The 17,024-nt window shown below is 46.2% G+C and carries 16 protein-coding genes; 8 read left to right on the top strand and 8 right to left on the bottom strand.

The genetic code is table 11. From position 1 onward, the window contains the following. The first annotated feature begins 1 nt into the window (after position 1). From H8S84_RS18560 to H8S84_RS18530, 7 genes are all read left to right on the top strand, one after another. Complete coding sequence (locus tag H8S84_RS18560) at positions 2-1,027, top strand: sensor histidine kinase (RefSeq protein ID WP_187068890.1); 1,026 nt, start codon at positions 2-4, stop codon at positions 1,025-1,027. Beyond that, on the top strand, positions 1,024-1,770 hold the full coding sequence (locus H8S84_RS18555; protein ID WP_187068889.1) for a LytR/AlgR family response regulator transcription factor: 747 nt from the start codon (positions 1,024-1,026) through the stop codon (positions 1,768-1,770). The genes H8S84_RS18560 and H8S84_RS18555 overlap by 4 nt, the downstream gene beginning before the upstream one ends. A gap of 250 nt (positions 1,771-2,020) precedes the next feature. Next, on the top strand, positions 2,021-2,653 hold the full coding sequence (locus H8S84_RS18550; RefSeq protein ID WP_187068888.1) for a TetR/AcrR family transcriptional regulator: 633 nt from the start codon (positions 2,021-2,023) through the stop codon (positions 2,651-2,653). Positions 2,654-2,678: 25 nt separating this feature from the next. Further along, the gene (locus H8S84_RS18545; protein WP_187068887.1) at positions 2,679-4,046 is read left to right on the top strand and encodes a TolC family protein; all 1,368 of its coding nucleotides are present in this window, start codon (positions 2,679-2,681) and stop codon (positions 4,044-4,046) included. Between the two features lie 34 nt (positions 4,047-4,080). Next, the gene (locus H8S84_RS18540; protein ID WP_187068886.1) at positions 4,081-5,232 is read left to right on the top strand and encodes an efflux RND transporter periplasmic adaptor subunit; all 1,152 of its coding nucleotides are present in this window, start codon (positions 4,081-4,083) and stop codon (positions 5,230-5,232) included. 22 nt (positions 5,233-5,254) lie between these two features. Beyond that, positions 5,255-8,677 carry an efflux RND transporter permease subunit gene (locus H8S84_RS18535; RefSeq protein ID WP_187068885.1) on the top strand — a complete coding sequence of 1,141 codons (3,423 nt, stop codon included), beginning with the start codon at positions 5,255-5,257 and terminating at the stop codon, positions 8,675-8,677. Positions 8,678-8,682: 5 nt separating this feature from the next. Next, entirely contained in the window at positions 8,683-8,934 is a 252-nt protein-coding gene (locus tag H8S84_RS18530) for an acyl carrier protein (protein WP_187068884.1), read from the top strand. Positions 8,935-9,196: 262 nt separating this feature from the next. Here the strand turns inward: H8S84_RS18530 and H8S84_RS18525 are convergent, their stop codons facing one another. The 4 genes from H8S84_RS18525 to H8S84_RS18510 form a co-directional block, all read right to left on the bottom strand. Beyond that, the gene (locus H8S84_RS18525) at positions 9,197-9,937 is read right to left on the bottom strand and encodes a M48 family metallopeptidase (RefSeq protein WP_187068883.1); all 741 of its coding nucleotides are present in this window, start codon (positions 9,935-9,937) and stop codon (positions 9,197-9,199) included. A 239-nt stretch (positions 9,938-10,176) separates the two neighbouring features. Beyond that, positions 10,177-10,401, bottom strand: a complete 225-nt coding sequence (locus H8S84_RS18520; protein ID WP_187068882.1) for a hypothetical protein — start codon at positions 10,399-10,401, stop codon at positions 10,177-10,179. Positions 10,402-10,420: 19 nt separating this feature from the next. Beyond that, complete coding sequence (locus H8S84_RS18515) at positions 10,421-10,963, bottom strand: YkvA family protein (protein ID WP_187068881.1); 543 nt, start codon at positions 10,961-10,963, stop codon at positions 10,421-10,423. Between the two features lie 196 nt (positions 10,964-11,159). Next, positions 11,160-11,774, bottom strand: a complete 615-nt coding sequence (locus H8S84_RS18510) for a C40 family peptidase (protein ID WP_187068880.1) — start codon at positions 11,772-11,774, stop codon at positions 11,160-11,162. A 290-nt stretch (positions 11,775-12,064) separates the two neighbouring features. Between H8S84_RS18510 and H8S84_RS18505 the strand changes: the two genes are divergently transcribed. After that, positions 12,065-12,442 (top strand): hypothetical protein, encoded by a 378-nt coding sequence (locus H8S84_RS18505; protein ID WP_187068879.1) that lies wholly within the window; start codon positions 12,065-12,067, stop codon positions 12,440-12,442. A gap of 184 nt (positions 12,443-12,626) precedes the next feature. Here H8S84_RS18505 and H8S84_RS18500 read toward each other — a convergent pair whose 3' ends face one another. The 4 genes from H8S84_RS18500 to H8S84_RS18485 form a co-directional block, all read right to left on the bottom strand. Then, the gene (locus H8S84_RS18500) at positions 12,627-14,765 is read right to left on the bottom strand and encodes an acetate--CoA ligase family protein (RefSeq protein WP_187068878.1); all 2,139 of its coding nucleotides are present in this window, start codon (positions 14,763-14,765) and stop codon (positions 12,627-12,629) included. Positions 14,766-14,936: 171 nt separating this feature from the next. Further along, entirely contained in the window at positions 14,937-15,431 is a 495-nt protein-coding gene (locus H8S84_RS18495; RefSeq protein WP_187068877.1) for a hypothetical protein, read from the bottom strand. Positions 15,432-15,516: 85 nt separating this feature from the next. After that, positions 15,517-16,281 carry a type I methionyl aminopeptidase gene (map, locus tag H8S84_RS18490; RefSeq protein ID WP_187068876.1) on the bottom strand — a complete coding sequence of 255 codons (765 nt, stop codon included), beginning with the start codon at positions 16,279-16,281 and terminating at the stop codon, positions 15,517-15,519. A 102-nt stretch (positions 16,282-16,383) separates the two neighbouring features. Beyond that, positions 16,384-16,839 (bottom strand): hypothetical protein, encoded by a 456-nt coding sequence (locus H8S84_RS18485; RefSeq protein WP_187068875.1) that lies wholly within the window; start codon positions 16,837-16,839, stop codon positions 16,384-16,386. Positions 16,840-17,024 lie beyond the last annotated feature (185 nt).

The following is a 17,024-nucleotide window of genomic DNA, read 5'->3' as shown; positions in this document are numbered from 1 at the left end:
TATGTCTCCACTGCGCATCATACTTGTTTACTTGGGTTGGGCCCTGTTGTGGTCTGCAGTACAGGCAATGCTGCTGTGGTCGGTGGGGCTGCCCGTAGACGTAGCTGTAGCTGATGCGCTGCTCACTAACCTGCTGCTGACAACAGGAGGTTATGCCATGGGAACAGGATTGCGTTACTATCAGCCAAGTATAAAACAGGGTGCTTACTTGTTTGGTTGGAGCCTTGGCCTGGCCGGGATCTGCATATTGTTATTTGATTTTATAGTAGAACGTGCGTTTAGCTCTAACGAAGTATACCTGAGCTTTGAAAGTGCTACGCTGCCTGTAAGGCTTGTGTTTGCCTGGCTAATGGTGCTGCTGATGCTGCTTATGAGCTGGATGTGGTACTACACACGTAACCGGCAGCAGGACGAGGAACGCAAAGCAACTACAGAAAAGTTGGCCCGTGAGGCTGAACTGAACACGCTTCGTCAGCAATTGCAGCCACATTTCCTGTTCAATAGCCTTAACTCTATCAGCGCACTGGTAGGGGCAAGGCCGGAGCAGGCCAGAACAATGATCCATCAGCTATCGGAGTTCCTGCGGGGTACGCTGCGCAAAGAAAACCAGCAGCTGGTAACGCTGGAGGACGAACTGAGGCACCTGGAGCTATACTTGGAGATAGAGAAGGTACGGTTCGGGCATCGCCTGCAAACTGCCATAGAAGTACAAAATGAAACTATGAACATGCGCCTGCCGGCTTTGCTGCTGCAGCCCGTAGTAGAAAATGCCATTAAGTTCGGCCTTTACGACACCATCGGCGATACAGCCATAAATATAAAAGCCACTGTCGCAGATCATCACCTGCAACTACAGGTGCAAAACCCCTACGACCCCGACACCACACGGCCAAATCGCGGGACAGGCTTTGGGTTAAGCTCGGTGCAGCGTAGGCTATACTTGCTGTACGCCCGCCAGGACCTGTTAAGCACCCGGCAGCAAGACCATACCTTCATCACCACCATCAAAATTCCGCAAGCAAAATGAGTAGTAAGTGTCTTATAATTGATGACGAGCCATTAGCCAGAAGTATAGTGGCAGAATACCTGCAGGGCCACCCCGACATAGAAGTGGCGCAGGAGTGCGGCGACGGGTTTGAAGGCGTGAAAGCCATTATGCAGCACCATCCCGACCTAATCTTCCTGGATGTGCAGATGCCCAAAATAAACGGCTTCGAGATGCTGGAACTGGTGGAGCATGCGCCTTCGGTAATCTTTACTACGGCTTTTGATGAGTATGCCATTAAAGCTTTCGAGGCTAATGCCGTGGATTACCTGCTAAAGCCATTCAGCAAGGCCCGGTTTGATGCAGCCCTGCAGAAGTGGCAGGAGCAGCGAAAAATAGCCGCACCAGAAGCAAAGCTGCAGCAACTCGAAGAAACACCCGCCAAGCAACCCGAAGAGCAGGTACGCATTGTGGTAAAAGTGGGTAATAACATCAAAATCATACCTGTGGTCGATGTGCTATACTTAGAGGCCTACGACGATTATGTGAAGATACACACCAAAGAGGGCACTTTTCTGAAGAAGAAAACCATGGGCTACTACGAAAACACCCTGAACCCCAGCCAATTTGTGCGTGTGCACCGCTCTTTTATACTTGCCCTGCCCCAACTCACCCGAATAGAACCTCTGGAGAAAGACAACCACGTGGCACTGCTGAAAACCGGCGAACGCATACCCCTGAGCAAGAGTGGCTACACAAAATTAAGGTCAGTTTTAGGATTGTAACTTTCTGTAGATGCCATTTCGCTGGTAACGTGATTGCCGCTGTCGTCTGTCCTGGTAATTCCTCTTAGTGTCAGATGTTATGGCTTATTTGTCTTCTTTTTCGCACATACTGTTATGTCAGGTAGGGTGTAAGGTTATGGTATGTTATTTATATACAGAGTTATATGGCCAATTCTATAAGAAATATTTACATAAATTTAACGTTCGGAAACTTTCGGAATTAAAAACGTTTCCATAGTTTTGTGGTGAAATGGAAACAACTGAGAACTTAGAGACCAAACTTAAAATTACACAGGCCGCTTTCGAGCTCTTCTGCCAGAGGGGTATTAAAAGTGTGTCGATGGATGATATTGCCCAGCACCTGTCTATGTCTAAAAAAACCATTTACAAGTGGTTCGATAACAAAGACCAGATCGTGTACTACTCCTGCAAAACATTTCTGCAGACAATGGAAGACGATTGTGAGTGTTCTATGCAGGGGGCCGGTAATGCAATCGAAGAACTTTGGGGACTGATGGAGATGACGAAGCGAGTAGTGGCCAGGGTGCATCCATCCATTTTCCATGACGTGCAGAAGTATCACGGCGACAGCTGGCAGCTGTGGTTGGCCCACAAGTATGAATTTATACTTGAGAAGGTAAAGCTAAATATACTGCGTGGTGTGGCAGAGGGACTTTACCGCGGCGATTTGGATGTGGAAATAATAGCACGGATGCGCTTGGGAATGATAGAGATGGCCTATGATAATAAACTGTTTCCGCCGCACGAATTCAACATACAGAAAGTGCAGGTAGACATGTTGGAGCACTATATGCTAGGTATGGCTACTTTACGCGGACATAAGATGATTAATGAGTTTAAGCATAGAATCGAAGAAGAATAACACTACCTACTACCTAAATAAAATTATGAAGAACTATCTAAGCCTATTTTTAGCTGTCTTTGCGCTGATAGGCTCTACACACGCACAAGGGCAGAGCCCACAGTCGTTTAGCCTGCAGGAAAGTATAAACTACGCACTGCAGAACCGCGCCAGCCTTGCCGCTACCCGCAACGAGGAAAAAATCGCCAAGGCGCAGGTTGGCGAAATAAGAGCAATGGGCTTGCCGCAGATCAATGGCTCACTGGATGTGGGAGATAACTTTGTACAGCAACAGAGCTTCTTGCCGGGTGAGTTCTTTAACGACCCTAATGATCCTAACTCTCCACAGCCAGGTACTTTCGTGCCGGTTACCTTTACGCCGGCATATACTGGTAATGCGGTGTTGACAGGTAGCCAGTTGCTATTTGATGGTACTTACCTGATTGGCTTAAAAGCAGCTAAAACCTATACAGAGCTTTCCCGCAAAACCACTGCCCAAAGCGAAATAGACGTAGCAGAGCAGGTGTCTAAAGCTTATTATGGTGTGCTGGTTAACCGTGAACGTATGGAATTGCTTAACCAGAACATTGCCCGCTTAGACACGGTGCTAAGCCAGACACGCATAATGTTTGAGAATGGTGTTGCTGAAAAGCTAGACGTAGACCGACTGCGTGTATCGCTGAACAACTTAAAGGTAGAAAAGCAGAAAGCAGAGCGCCTAATGGAGTTGAGCGAAAGCCTGCTAAAATTCCAGATGGGCATTGATCATAGGCAACAATTAACCCTGACAGACAAGCTTTCGGAGGTAGAGGTAAGTATAGCCAAAGTTGCTCCGCAGGAGTTTAACTACGGCAGCAGAATCGAATACTCTATACTTGAAACACAGCGCGATTTGGCTGAGCTCGACCTGCGCAACAGGAAATCAGGTTACCTGCCTAAGCTATACTTAAATGCCCGCTATGGTTACAACGCAGCAAACAACGATTTCAGCGAAATAACCCAAACAAGAAATTGGCTGGAGTATGGCTATGTTGGTGGTCAGATTCAGCTTCCTATATTCGACGGCCTACGCAAACACTACCAAATACAGCAAGCTAGGCTGACCCTGGAGAACACCAAGTTTGGCTTTGAGGCGTTGCGCCAAAGTATAGACCTGCAAATCGACCAGTCCTCAACAGAATTAACCAATGCCCTTGATGTGCTGGATTCGCAGCGCGAGAACCTGGAGTTGGCAGAGGACATTGCCCGTGTGGCCAAGATCAAGTTTCAGGAGGGTGTCGGATCTAACCTGGAGGTGATTACTGCAGAGACAGAGCTTCGCGAGGCCCAAACAAACTACTACGCTGCTATCTATGATGCTCTAGTTGCAAAAGTGAACTTAGAGAAAGCCACTGGCACCCTACTTACTAAATAAAACTATCGAAAAACTACCAAATCGCTAAACTGAAATGAGACGAATACTAGGAATATCTTCTATGGCCCTGTTGCTAGGTCTGGCTGCTTGCGGCGGAAACGACGACAAAGAAAAGCAGCTGGAAGAACTAAAGGCAGAGCAGGTAAAAATAGAAGAGCAAATTGCAGCTCTTGAGGCTGAACTGAAGGCGGAAGGCAAAACTGTTGCCACTGAGAAAAAGACTGTACCTGTAACCGTGGAGGCGCTAAGCCAGGATACTTTCCGCCATTACCTGGAGGTGCAGGGTAAGGTTGATTTTGACCAAAACGTGCTGGTAAGCGCCAAAGTGCCGGGTGTACTTACAAGCGTACGTGTTGAGCGTGGTAATAAAGTGTCTAAAGGACAGACAATGGCTACCATCGATGCGCAGGTGTTGGAGCAGAACCTGGCAGAGGTAAGAACCCGCCTAGATCTTGCCAAAATTGCTTACGAAAAACAGAAAAACCTGTGGGACCAGAAGATCGGCACCGAGATGCAGTACCTGACGGCCAAAAATAACAAAGAGGCCCTGGAGCGTAGTCTGGCTACACTGCAGCAGCAGCGCGATCAGTATAATATCAAGGCTCCGATAAGCGGTGTGGTAGATGATGTTATTCCTAATTCAGGAGAGTCTGTAGCACCGGGCATGGGTATTATCCGGGTGGTTAACACACAGGGCGGTAAGATTGTGGCAGAGGTATCAGAGGCTTATCAGGCTAAGATAAACAAAGGCGACGATGCAGTGGTTTTCTTCCCGGACCTGAACAAGGAGATTGAGACGAAAGTGGATGTAGTGGGCAATTTTATTAACCCAACCAGCCGCACATTTACTGTTGAGCTTCGCCTGAAGAATGGCAACGAAGTGAACCTGAAACCTAATATGGTGGCTGTGGTGCGCATCCAGGATTATAAGAATGAAGGCACTATTGTGTTGCCTGTAAACTTGGTACAGCGCGACGAGAAAACCGAGTATGTGTATGTGGCCAAAAAAGAAGGCGACAAGTATGTAGCTGCCAGAAAAGAAATTAAAACAGGCATGACCTACAAAGGAAACGTGGAAGTGTTAAGTGGCCTGACTGCCGATGACCAGGTAATTACTGCCGGTTACCAGAGTGTGAACGAGGGGCAGCCAGTGGTGTTTACCCAGAACAGCCTGACGCAGAAGTAAGTCATACTTTTAAAGTAAAACTATGAAACAGTTTAAGCCAACCAGTTGGTCTATCGATAATAGAACAAGTATCTATATCATAACCGTTATTATCTCGCTGGCGGGTATCTTCTCTTACATCAACCTGCAGAAAGAGAACTTCCCGGACATCGTTATCCCGACGGTGTTTGTGAGCACCATTTACCCAGGCACCTCTCCATCAGACATGGAGAACCTGGTAACGCGACCAATAGAGAAGGAAATTAAAGCTATTAACGGCGTTAAGAAAGTTACCTCCAACTCCATTCAGGATTTCTCGATGATTACCGTGGAGTTTAATACTGATGTGGAGGTGGCCGAGGCGAAACAGCAGGTGAAAGATGCTGTAGATAAAGCCCGACCAGACCTGCCAACCGACCTGGACCAGGAGCCGAACGTGCAGGAGGTAAACTTCTCTGAAATTCCGATCATGTTCGTGAACGTGTCGGGTAACTACAGCCTGGACAAACTGAAGCAGTATGCCGAAGACCTGCAAGACAGGATGGAGGAGTTTCCGGAGATTACCCGCGTAGACATGGTAGGCGCCCTGGACAAAGAGGTGCAGGTAAATGTGGACCTGTATAAAATGCAGGCTGCAAAAGTAACTTTTAATGATATTGCCGCTGCCATCGCACGTGAAAACATTACTATTTCAGGTGGTAACGTTACCGTTGGCGAGGCCAAGCGTTCTGTGCGTGTGGTGGGCCAGTATGTAGACCCAAACAAGATCGGCGACATCGTTGTGAAATCCTTATCGGGTGCCAACATACAGCTTAAAGAGATTGCCGAGGTAAGAGAAGGCTTTGAAGAGCAGGAAAGCTTTGCCCGCCTGGACAACGCACCGGTAATTACCCTGAACGTGATCAAGCGCAGCGGCGAGAACCTGATCGAGGCTTCTGACAAGATCCGTGAGACAATTGAAGAGATGCAGGGCTCTACCTTACCAGACGACCTGAAGATCACCATCACCGGCGATCAGTCTAAAATGACGCGCCATACCCTAAACGACCTGATCAACACCATTATCATCGGCTTTGTGCTGGTAACGCTGGTGCTGATGTTCTTTATGGGTACAACCAATGCGATTTTCGTCGGTCTGTCGGTGCCTATCTCTATGTTTGTGGCATTCCTGACATTCCACTTCTTTGGCATCTCGCTAAACATGATCGTACTTTTTGCCTTCCTGCTTGCTCTAGGTATAGTAGTAGACGACGCGATTGTGGTAATTGAGAACACGCACCGCATTTTCCATACTACCAACTTAAGTATAGTTAAATCATCGAAGGCTGCGGCAGGTGAGGTATTTATACCTGTATTGGCTGGTACGCTTACTACTATTGCGCCGTTCTTCCCGCTGCTGTTCTGGCCGGGGATTGTGGGTAAGTTTATGCAGTACCTGCCTATTACGCTAATCGTAACGCTTGTATCGTCGCTGTTGGTGGCATTCATCATCAACCCTGTGTTTGCTGCGTCTTTCATGAAGAAGGAGCACAAAACAGAGGCAGAAGTTGCACCGCGTTCCCGCAAGATGTTCTGGATTCTGACTGTAGTGGGCTTAGTGCTGGCACTTATCGGCTACATAGCTGGCTGGTACGGTACTGCCAACCTGCTCATGCTGCTAGTGGTGCTAGTACTGCTGAACAAGTTTGTGTTTACTGGCATGATCAACAGATTCCAGAACAATACGCTGCCTCGTTTTATGAGAGGTTACGAAAATGTTCTTCGCTGGATGCTGGTAGGCAAAAGACCGATCGGTGTGTTCTTCAGCATCATTGGCCTGTTAATTTTTTCAATAGTTCTCACAGCACTTCGTCCGCCTAAAATGGTGTTCTTCCCTTCTGGTGACCCGAACTTCGTTTATACTTATATCAACATGCCTGTCGGTACAGATCAGGCTGTAACAGACTCGGTTACGAAGATCGTGGAGAAGCGGGTTTACAACGTGATAGGCGAGAACAACCCAAACGTGGAGTCGGTGATTTCGAACGTGGCCATTGGTGCCGGCGACCAGAACGAACGTAGTGCTACACCACAATCTCATAAAGGAAAGGTTACCGTTGCCTTTGTTGAGTATAAAGACCGTGAAGGAGATATTTCGACCTCAGATTACCTGACTAAAATACGTGAAGCGGTGCAGGGTATACCGGGTGCTGACATCACAGTTGACAAGGAGCAAAGTGGGCCACCAGTTGGCAAACCAATCTCGATTGAAGTTGCCGGTGAAGACTTTGAAGGGTTGATCAGGCTGTCGAAGCAGGTAGAGCAGTACATAGATGAGCAAGGTATTGGCGGTATTGAAGAACTGCGTTCTGACTTAGAGGATAGCAAGCCGGAGATTATCGTGAACATTGACCGTGAGCGTGCGAACCGCGAAGGCATTAGCACAGGGCAAATAGGGCAGGAGGTGCGTACAGCCATCTTCGGTACAGAGGCCTCTAAGTTTAAACTGGATGAGGAAGAGTACCCTATACAGGTGCGTTACGCTGAGCCTTACCGCGACAATATTGACGCCTTGCTGGATATGCGCATTACGTACCGCGACATGAACTCAGGGCAGGTGCGTCAGATCCCGTTATCGTCGGTAGCAAGTATAGATTACTCTACGAGCTATGGGGGCATTAAACGTAAGAACCTGAAGCGTATGGTTACACTGGAGTCGAACGTACTGGATGGCTACAACCCGAACGAGGTAGTACAGCAGATAGAGACGTCTTTGCAGAACTTCCAGACGCCAGAGGGCTATGAGGTGAGAATGGGCGGACAGCAGGAAGAGCAGCAGGAAACCATGATATTCCTTATGGTTGCTCTGGTAGCGGCTTTCCTGATCATCTTCCTAATCCTGGTAACGCAGTTTAACTCGGTATCGAAGCCGTTTATTATACTTTCGGAGGTGCTGTTCTCGATCATAGGTGTGCTTTTGGGCTTCTCTATCTTCGGAATGGATACTTCGGTGGTAATGACGGGCGTTGGTATAGTGGCGCTGGCCGGTATTGTGGTGAAGAACGGTATTCTTATCGTGGAATTTACAGACATTTTACTGGCAGAAGGCCGGGAGTTGAAGGAAGCCATTGTAGAGGCTGGTAAAACACGTCTGAACCCGGTATTGCTAACGGCCACGGCTACTATACTTGGTCTTATTCCGCTGGCAATAGGCTTAAACCTGAACTTCTTTACGCTGTTCACAGAGTTTGAGGCAGGCTTCTTCCTGGGCGGAGACAGCGTGGCGTTCTGGGGACCGTTGGCCTGGACCATTATTTTTGGCCTAAGCTTTGCTACCATCATTACCCTGCTGATTGTACCAGTAATGTACTTATTGAACGAGAAATTAAAAGATAGATTAATTAGTAAGAGAAAACGTGGAGCTCTTAAAGTAGATCAGCAGCAAGAGGTTCATGTAAACGGAAAAGTTAGAGAATACACAGTTTAACTACTATGATTGCTACAGCTAACGCTATTGAGAAAGAGGTTATCCGTATCATTAGCAAAACAAAAGAGATAAAAGCAGATCGCCTGTGGGCCGACAGAATGTTACAGGATTTTGGCTTTGATACAGTGGATGTGGTGGATATTATCCTGGAGTTGGAGAAGAACTTTAAGATCACTATTCCAGACGAAGTGCCAATTGACAAAGTAGGCGACTTTATCGATTTTGTTTCGACACATACGCTAAGAAAGGCCAGCTAAATTTTTATTAAAACACACGCAAGTAAAAAGCCCCGAAGCATGCTCCGGGGCTTTTTTGTGTCTATGAAAGTTTGTTCTGCTTTGCGTCTTATCTGCATTGGGCTTTCCGCCTAACTGTTCTGCTATGGCAAATCAAGAAACGAAGTATGGCTCACAGAAGCCTAAAGACTTCCTCTGTTACACTTTACAAGCCACGTTGTGCTTATGACTTGTGGCAGAGAGCATACTTATACTTTAGTAGAGTTAGGCGATAGCTTATACTTTAAAAGATGGAGATACGGTAAGCTTTTAACTTTTTGTCCAGTCCTTTTGCGTTTCCGCAGATGCTGTCGAGTAGTTTCCAGAAGCCGGGGCCGTGGTTCTTCTCTACAGTGTGTGCCAACTCGTGCAGGATCACGTAGTCGCAAAGCGCATCAGGCAGTCGCATCAGGTGCAGGTTCAGGTTAATGTTGTTTGTGTGGGAGCAGCTGCCCCAACGGCTTTTAGCGCTCTTGATAAACACATTCTGATACTCAAAACCGAACTTATCAGCGAAATAAGCCACGCGGCCCGGCAGGTACTGCTTGGCCTCTTTACGATACCCTTCTTCTATTGATTGCCTGATAAACTTCTGCACGTCTGCATCGCGTACATCTTTATGTGCGGGATAAAACACATTAATGTAGCCATCCTGTATTACGCACCGCATGCTGTACTGGGCGTGGGTAAGCAGGCGCAGCGTGTGGTATTTGGTTTTAAACTCCGTAGAGCCATCGTATACGGTAAGCTGCTGCTCATGCTGCTGCATGCGCGCCTGGTGCTCTTTTATCCAGTCTGTCTTGGTATAAATGAGCTGTTCTGCTTTTTCGAAGCTGATATGCGGCGGTACAGCCACACGCACACCCTTTAAAGGGCGTACGCTAATGCTGAGGCGCTTTGCTTTATCGCTTCGCTCAATCAGAACTTTCCCGATTCCGTCAATATGTACATTAACGGAGGTAAGTCGTAAAAATGATGAAGACACTTTGGCTAAAAAGTTAAAATACAAAATCCTGTGACCAAATATAAATAATAATTTCCTTACGAAACCAGAGTTACAGTGCCTTTTGTTCAATTTTATTTAAATATCCTTATTAGTATTGTACTATATTTTAATGTTTTAAGGGATGGGGTTTATGCCTCTGGTATTCTTTAAACAAACATTCAATACAAAAACAAGGGCCGGCTATTGATGTAGCCGGCCCTTGTTTTTGTATGTTTTTATTAGCGGACGTTGCCGCCTGTCGGCAAATCGTCGTGTGGGTTTTTATGTGTACGGCTGCTATCGGTGGTCGAGCCGCGTAGCGTTGGCTCTTTACTACTGGTAGCAGATCCTTGCGCATCTGTGCTATGCCCCTGCGATGTGTGGTCTTTGTTTGGGTGGTTCTGGCCTTTCGGCTGCTTGCCCTGCATTTTGTCGTTGTTCTTATCTGCTTTGTTCGTTTTCATAGTAGTGTGGTTTTGCGTTTTATTCTCGTTTGTCAGTCTCTATCTCAACTGTTCCTTCTGTTCTGTCGGCATACTTCGGTGTACCAAACGAGGGATCAGCGTTATGAGTGGCCTCTGTGTGCTGGTGGTGTGTTTCGGTGGCAGGCCGGTGGCTTTCCCACTCTTTAAATTTATCCAGCTCAGATTTTATACTTGTCATAAACCAGGCAAGCAGGCTGGCATCGTCCAGCAGGCCAAGCACTGGTATAAAGTCCGGAATCACATCTATCGGCATCAGGAAGTAAAGTATAACCGCAATACCGCCAACCAAAGTGGTGGTTGGTATTCCTTTATACTCTCCGGCTGTGGCAGCTTTTATCAGGCGCGAAAGCAGTTGCAGGTTTTCCCATACTTCGCCGGCAATGGCACCCACACTTTTGCTCTGTGTGGCCTTCTTAAAAGCGTCGTTTAAAAGACCTGCTACTTTAGAAGGGTGCTTCAGGTACTGCTCGGCTTTGTTAAGTATATTTTTAAAGATCTTGCTTTCGGCTACATTCTTGCCATCAGGTCTCTGGTTCTCCATAGTTTTTTACGTGCTCTTGTTTATTCTGTTTGTGCGTTAAATTTTAAGGCCGTGCAGCAGATTGCTACGGCGGTGCAAAGTTGCTTAACTAACAGCATCCTTCCTATACTAGATGCAGGTAAAATTGTTGTTTGGGCTATAAACATAAAGCCCTGCAGTGTTCGCTGCAGGGCTTTATGTTTATAAACGCATATTGCTAGTTTACACGGCCGGCCGCATAGTAGTGGTTGCGGTAAAAAGGCTCTTTTAATGAGCTGATCTTTACTCCTCCGCTGGAAGCAGAATGTATGAACTTGCCGTTTTTAAGGTAGATGCCCACATGGAAAACCGGTTGCTTAGGACTACGGCGGAAAAACACCAGGTCGCCGGTGCGGATACTGTCTTTCTGGATGCGCTCTACCTCCTGGAACATGGAATGGGAGCTGCGTCTTAACTTAATGCCGTACAGATCGCGGTAGATGCTGGTTACAAACCCGGAGCAATCTGCTCCCTTTTTTGAGCTGCGGCCGTAGCGGTAAGGTGTGCCTAACCACTGTGTGACTGTTTCTGCCAGTTGCTGCTCGTTGGGTTTGTTAAATCTTAGGTTAAGTTTTTTAAAGAAAAGGCCGGCAGCCTCTTCTTCTGCCAAGGGTTCGTTCAGTTCCAGTGCGCGTACCATGTCTTCGCCGGAGTTAATGGCGTAAGGAGTAATATGGAATGCAACCGGAGCTGTGCTTTCAGGAGTTGCCGACTTAGCCGGTATTACCTCGTAGAAGAAAGATAAGACAACCGAGATAATGGCAAACGCTGTTAATACAATGGTTTTGGTCATAGGGTTTGGCATGTTATCAGCCTGTGCGAAACAGGCAAACAGTTACACCTTTATTTAAAGAACTAAAGCAGGAAAATTGTACAAAATCCTGCATTAAGTGCTGCTTATCAGGCGGATATGGCCTAGCGGCGGGCAAAAATAGTTACAAAACTTTAAATTACAAACAAATGCTGTTTTCTATTTGCCTGACAATGTGGAGTATCTGCCCTGCTTTTTTGATTGTTTACCCTTAAAGTTAAAACTAAAACATAAATAGTATAAGTATAAAGTACAATCCAATAGTAAGCCGAATGGATTTTAAAATTGTTGAACGATCTTTATTTGCCCGTATTGCACGCATGGTGTTAAAGAGCAGCAACGTAGCGATGGTGCTGGGCAAAACCATACATTTAAGCGGTGTTAGCCGCGACGATTTTATGCGTGACCCCGGCTGGGTGGCGCATGAGCTGTGTCATATCAGGCAGTTTAAAGAGCATGGCTACTTTCGTTTTCTGTGGCTTTACCTGGTAGAGTCGTGGCGGGTGGGGTACTACAATAACAAGTATGAAGTGGAGGCCCGCATAGAGGGCATGAAGCACTGCAAGTACATGACTCCGGCCCAACGTGCCGACAGCACCATCTCCCCAACCGGTTTGCCACTGCCCACCGATGAAAAGGAAACAGAATAGAAATGGCCTGAGTAACTCGAACTGCCCCATACAATTCATCTGCTGCAGTAAACATACTAAGGCTGCCAACTCAAGCCTATATTAGCTGTCATCTCGAATATGCCTGAGACGAGAGTCGAAAGGGACCAGCGTAGCTGTGAGAGATCTTATCAAAACTATTGCAAAAGAGTTCTATAGAGGTCTCTCACGCTGTTTGAGATGACAAGATTGCTGCGCTTTTAGGATTCACAAATATACTTTGCACAGGGGCATCAATTATACTTCTCTCAGGTTTGCACACACTTATCCTGGCATCTACTGCTACAAGTGCCCCGGGAGTGCCCATTAGTGGATTGATATCCATCTCACTTATTTCCGGGGCAGCCTCCAACAAAGTGCTTAGCTTCATGATAGCCTCTACAAGCAGCTCTTCGTTAATGCCGGCTTTTCCTCTAGTGCCTTTTATGATGGGGTAGGACTTTAACCGCCGGATCATTTTGCGTGCCTCTTCGCTTCCTACGGGTGCCAGCGCAGCCGAAACATCCTTAAACACCTCTACAAAAATGCCACCCAGCCCGCAAAGCACCTGGTGCCCATACCCATCTTCAGCTTTCGCGCCCAAGTATACTTCTGTGCCGCTTAGCTGCTGCTGAAGTATAACACCGTCTGCGCCTTCTAACTGCATTAGCCTACCGAATGTCTTTTCCAGTTCAGTGCGATATTTTATGCCAACTACCACACCGCCCAAATCCGACTTGTGCACCGGCCCCGACACCTTCATAACCAGTGGATAACCAATTGCGCTGGCATGGTCAAGGGCTTCTTCCAGGGTAGTGGCTGTGTGTTGCTTTACTGTGTTGATGCCAGCGGCATTAAGCAAGTCAAAAACCTTGTCTGGTGGCAAGTATCCTTCCTGAGCCTGCTGGATCACCTGCCTTACTTTAGCTGTATTCACCTCTGGCAGGGTGGGGCAAGTATAAGGTGGCTGCAGTTTATTTACCCTCGAGAGCACATAGCCGAAGCTTACCTCGTCGGTAAAATTAATATGGCCCATGGCATGGAATCGGCTCAGTTCTTCGGCAGCCTGTATGGCAGACGGAAGTATAGGAAAGATAGGCTTGCTGCAGGTTTTCATCTTCTCGTGCAGCACCATGTATACATCGTCTACGCGCCACATACCTGTTGTGCCAAACACTACCACCGATCCGTCTATCTCCTCAAAATCGTTTTCTACTGCATCCAGTATCTGGCCAAGCTGTGTAGCATTGCCAGTAGCGAGAAAATCGATGGGGTTGGCTACCGAAGAGCCGGGATGAAGCTTTGATAACAACGCCTCTGCCTTTGCACCTGTTAGCTGCGGCACCTGCATACCGCCTTTCACAAGTATATCAGTTAGCATAACGCCCGGGCCTCCAGCGTGGGTAATAACGGCAATACGGTTGCCCTTTAGGGGCTGTATAGAAAAGATAGCAGCTACATACACCAACTCTATGCGGCTGTAGCACCGGATAACGCCTGCCTTTCTGAACAGGGAACTAACAGCAGCATCGGAGCCAGCCAGCGCACCTGTATGCGACGACACTGCCCTGGAGCCTGCCTCGGTATTTCCTGCTTTGATGGCGGCAATGCGGCAGCCTTTGTTTACCAGCGATGCGGCATGTTTCAGAAAGCGTTGCGGCTCCTTTATCTGCTCCATGTACAGCAGTTTTATCCTGGAGCTATGCTGTGGGTCAAAGGTTTCGTCCCAGTACTGCAGCACCTCTTCTACGCCTACCTGTGCACTGTTGCCCACCGAAAAAATATCCCGGAACTTAAGCCCTCTCGGTATGGCTGCCTCCAGTAAGTAAGCCATGGTTGCCCCCGATGCAGAAACACAGTCGCAGTCCATGGAGTTGTAGGCTGGTATTGGGCCTGCAAATACGCCTTTATAAGCAGCCGTAATCACCCCAATGCAGTTAGGGCCTATAAGCGTACCACCAACCGAATTTACAATTTGCGCACAGCGTGCTTCCAGTGCTTTGCCGTCTGCACAGGTTTCGCTGAAACCCGCCGAAAACACGATAAAGGCTTTACAGGATTTCTGAAATGCCAGCGTTTGCAGGGCTGACTCCACGTAGTTCGCCGCTACGGCAATAATGGCAAGATCCACGTCGGGTAAAAACTCGCAACTAGGGTAACATGCAACGCCCTGCACCTGCTGCTCTCTGGGGTTTACCGCATACAACTGGCCCTGGTACTGGTGGGCCAGCAAGTTCTGCAATACTTTTCCGCCTGGTTTGCAGGTGTCGTTAGAGGCGCCGATTACGGCTATACTTTTAGGATTAAGGAGCTGGGGTACAAGCATACTTTAGTGGATAGTCTGGCCATGTCTATACTACCCAAAGTAAGGCTTTACACTTTGCAAAAACGTTGACGATTGTCAGTTGTAAAACTGATGCTAGTTAGAGAGGATTGAACTCAGTTCATCAACTCAGCTTTTGCAAAGCTGCTGTTGATTGCTGTTTTGTTTAATATTTTATTGTAGTTCTATCCTTATGCTATCAAACTTTAATTTATTTGGAGGCATGTTGAATTTTATTTCTGTGTCAGAAAACGTAAGGTGTGAATCAAAGTCAACGCCTTTTATGTCGTCTTGAAGAGGAGAAAAATGTCTGCCAGTTTCGCTTTGAAATAAATGTCCCGCAATGATGTCAAAGTCGTTTTTAGATGTTGCAACTGGTCTGCCTATCCGTTTTTCATTCAAGTCGACATTCAAAAATTTTATCATTCCTAAACTGTCATACTCTGCAAAGCTTAGTAAATAATTTTTTGGCTCATCGCTGTAAAATACTTTGATGTGGTCGTTCACTTGTCCGTTTGTATAAACTGTGGCTGGCATTGGTTTGCCGTGATGTTTTGCAGATCCTGTCACCCATTTTAAGATTATAGGATGACTTATTGAAGCCAGTCCAACAGCAACTGCAAGAAGAATAAGCAGGCCAAAAACGATTTTTAAAAGTCTAAGGAGCATGATGTAAACTAGCATTAAACAGTCTGAGTATGGGCAGTAGGTCTTGTAGGACGCTGTTGCTTATAGGTTTTGTCGTAGCCAGCTTTTATTTCCAAATTTCGTTGGAGTCTGTCAAAATCACAGGCTCGTTATCGGTAATTAAAATCGTTTGTTCATGCTGAGTCACATAACCACCTTTGTTACCAACTAAAGTCCAACCGTCATTTAATTCAATCGCAACAGTGGACTTTGTAGCTATAAAAGTTTCTATTGCAACAGTAGTATTCTTTCTAAATCTTTCTCGATTTGTACTAACCCTATAATTCAATATGTTTTCAGGGTTTTCGTGTAAACTTCTGCCAACTCCATGTCCAGCTAGGTTTTTAATTACTTTGAATCCAGCTTTTTTTGCTTCCGTTTCAATCAGATGTCCAACGTCAGATATTTTCACGCCTCCTTTTATGCTGTAAATGGCTTTTTTCAATATGTCCTTTGAAGCGTCTACAAGAGGTTGGTGGTTATGTATATCCTTTCCAAGGACAAAAGAACCTCCGTTATCAGACCAAAAACCATTTAACTCTGCCGAAACATCAATGTTGATCAAGTCACCTTCTTTAAGCGTTTTAATCTCGGACGGAACTCCATGGGCTGCTTCCTCATTTACACTAATGCATGTGTAACCTGGAAAATCATAGGTTTCATTAGGTGCTGATTTAGCACCATAACTTTTTAATATTTCTCCTCCGTATTCGTCCAGCTCTTTGGTTGTCATACCAACTTTGGCATATTCTCTCATCATCTTTAGTGTAGTACCAACGGCCTCACTAACCTTTTTCATTCCTATTAATTCTGATTCTTTTGTTATTGACATTTCGCTTGTTTTTAATTTGCTGCAACGTGTTGGTATAGCAGATGGCGAGGCGTTAGCCGAAGCTTAACTGCTATACTTTGTTGAGTGATGCTGTTCTATAAGTCATTTAGTTAAATTCTCTTTTGCTGGAATCCATATACTATTTTTATAAGGTAGATAATGCCTTATACTTTCCTTCGAACAATAATCCAGAACTTTAATGAAGTCACCATACTTTGAGCTGTCGCCAAACACAATCTGAACACCTGGCCCCTCGTCCTTCCTTGCATTGAAATTTGTAAGTGCTTCCTTAATCTCAATCATTTTCAAACTGTCACTCTTTTCTATTCCAGTAAAGTAAATCTTTTTAAAAGTTCCAGTATGAGAATCAAAAGGCAGTCTTTGGAGAGAGTCGAAGGGTAAGGAATTTGACAGATTCCAGAAGTTCACAACGATTACCCGATTGTTTATGTGTTCTTCTTGATTACTAAAACTATTATACCCATGATAGAACAATGCTGTGACTGCTATGAGAAAAATAAAATCTATAATCCCGTTTGTAATAGCTTGTTTTGACATTATTCACAGCATGTTTCAAAGCAATAGAAACTACTTAAATCTCATTTATTTTATTCTTATTCAACGTAAAAGGCCATTAGACGGTGAAGCTTGTCCGACTTAGTTCACTGTCTTATGGGTGTTGTTGGCCGGGGTTGTTTTTCCCTTTTTCTCCCGGTACTGCGAGTGTAAAAACAAGGGAAAAA

It is taken from the genome of Pontibacter cellulosilyticus (assembly GCF_014306105.1).
Lineage (GTDB): Bacteria > Bacteroidota > Bacteroidia > Cytophagales > Hymenobacteraceae > Pontibacter > Pontibacter cellulosilyticus.
The sequence above is the reverse complement of the archived record's forward strand: the minus strand, read 5'-3'. Positions and strand labels throughout refer to the sequence as shown.

Excerpts from the sequence above, each read along its gene's own strand:
- H8S84_RS18560 (WP_187068890.1), top strand. The coding sequence starts at position 2 with ATGTCTCCACTGCGCATCATACTTGTTTACTTGGGTTGGGCCCTGTTG.
- H8S84_RS18555 (WP_187068889.1), top strand. The coding sequence starts at position 1,024 with ATGAGTAGTAAGTGTCTTATAATTGATGACGAGCCATTAGCCAGAAGT.
- H8S84_RS18550 (WP_187068888.1), top strand. The coding sequence starts at position 2,021 with ATGGAAACAACTGAGAACTTAGAGACCAAACTTAAAATTACACAGGCC.
- H8S84_RS18545 (WP_187068887.1), top strand. The coding sequence starts at position 2,679 with ATGAAGAACTATCTAAGCCTATTTTTAGCTGTCTTTGCGCTGATAGGC.
- H8S84_RS18540 (WP_187068886.1), top strand. The coding sequence starts at position 4,081 with ATGAGACGAATACTAGGAATATCTTCTATGGCCCTGTTGCTAGGTCTG.
- H8S84_RS18535 (WP_187068885.1), top strand. The coding sequence starts at position 5,255 with ATGAAACAGTTTAAGCCAACCAGTTGGTCTATCGATAATAGAACAAGT.
- H8S84_RS18530 (WP_187068884.1), top strand. The coding sequence starts at position 8,683 with ATGATTGCTACAGCTAACGCTATTGAGAAAGAGGTTATCCGTATCATT.
- H8S84_RS18520 (WP_187068882.1), bottom strand. The coding sequence starts at position 10,401 with ATGAAAACGAACAAAGCAGATAAGAACAACGACAAAATGCAGGGCAAG.
- H8S84_RS18515 (WP_187068881.1), bottom strand. The coding sequence starts at position 10,963 with ATGGAGAACCAGAGACCTGATGGCAAGAATGTAGCCGAAAGCAAGATC.
- H8S84_RS18510 (WP_187068880.1), bottom strand. The coding sequence starts at position 11,774 with ATGACCAAAACCATTGTATTAACAGCGTTTGCCATTATCTCGGTTGTC.
- H8S84_RS18505 (WP_187068879.1), top strand. The coding sequence starts at position 12,065 with ATGGATTTTAAAATTGTTGAACGATCTTTATTTGCCCGTATTGCACGC.
- H8S84_RS18500 (WP_187068878.1), bottom strand. The coding sequence starts at position 14,765 with ATGCTTGTACCCCAGCTCCTTAATCCTAAAAGTATAGCCGTAATCGGC.
- H8S84_RS18495 (WP_187068877.1), bottom strand. The coding sequence starts at position 15,431 with ATGCTCCTTAGACTTTTAAAAATCGTTTTTGGCCTGCTTATTCTTCTT.
- map (WP_187068876.1), bottom strand. The coding sequence starts at position 16,281 with ATGTCAATAACAAAAGAATCAGAATTAATAGGAATGAAAAAGGTTAGT.
- H8S84_RS18485 (WP_187068875.1), bottom strand. The coding sequence starts at position 16,839 with ATGTCAAAACAAGCTATTACAAACGGGATTATAGATTTTATTTTTCTC.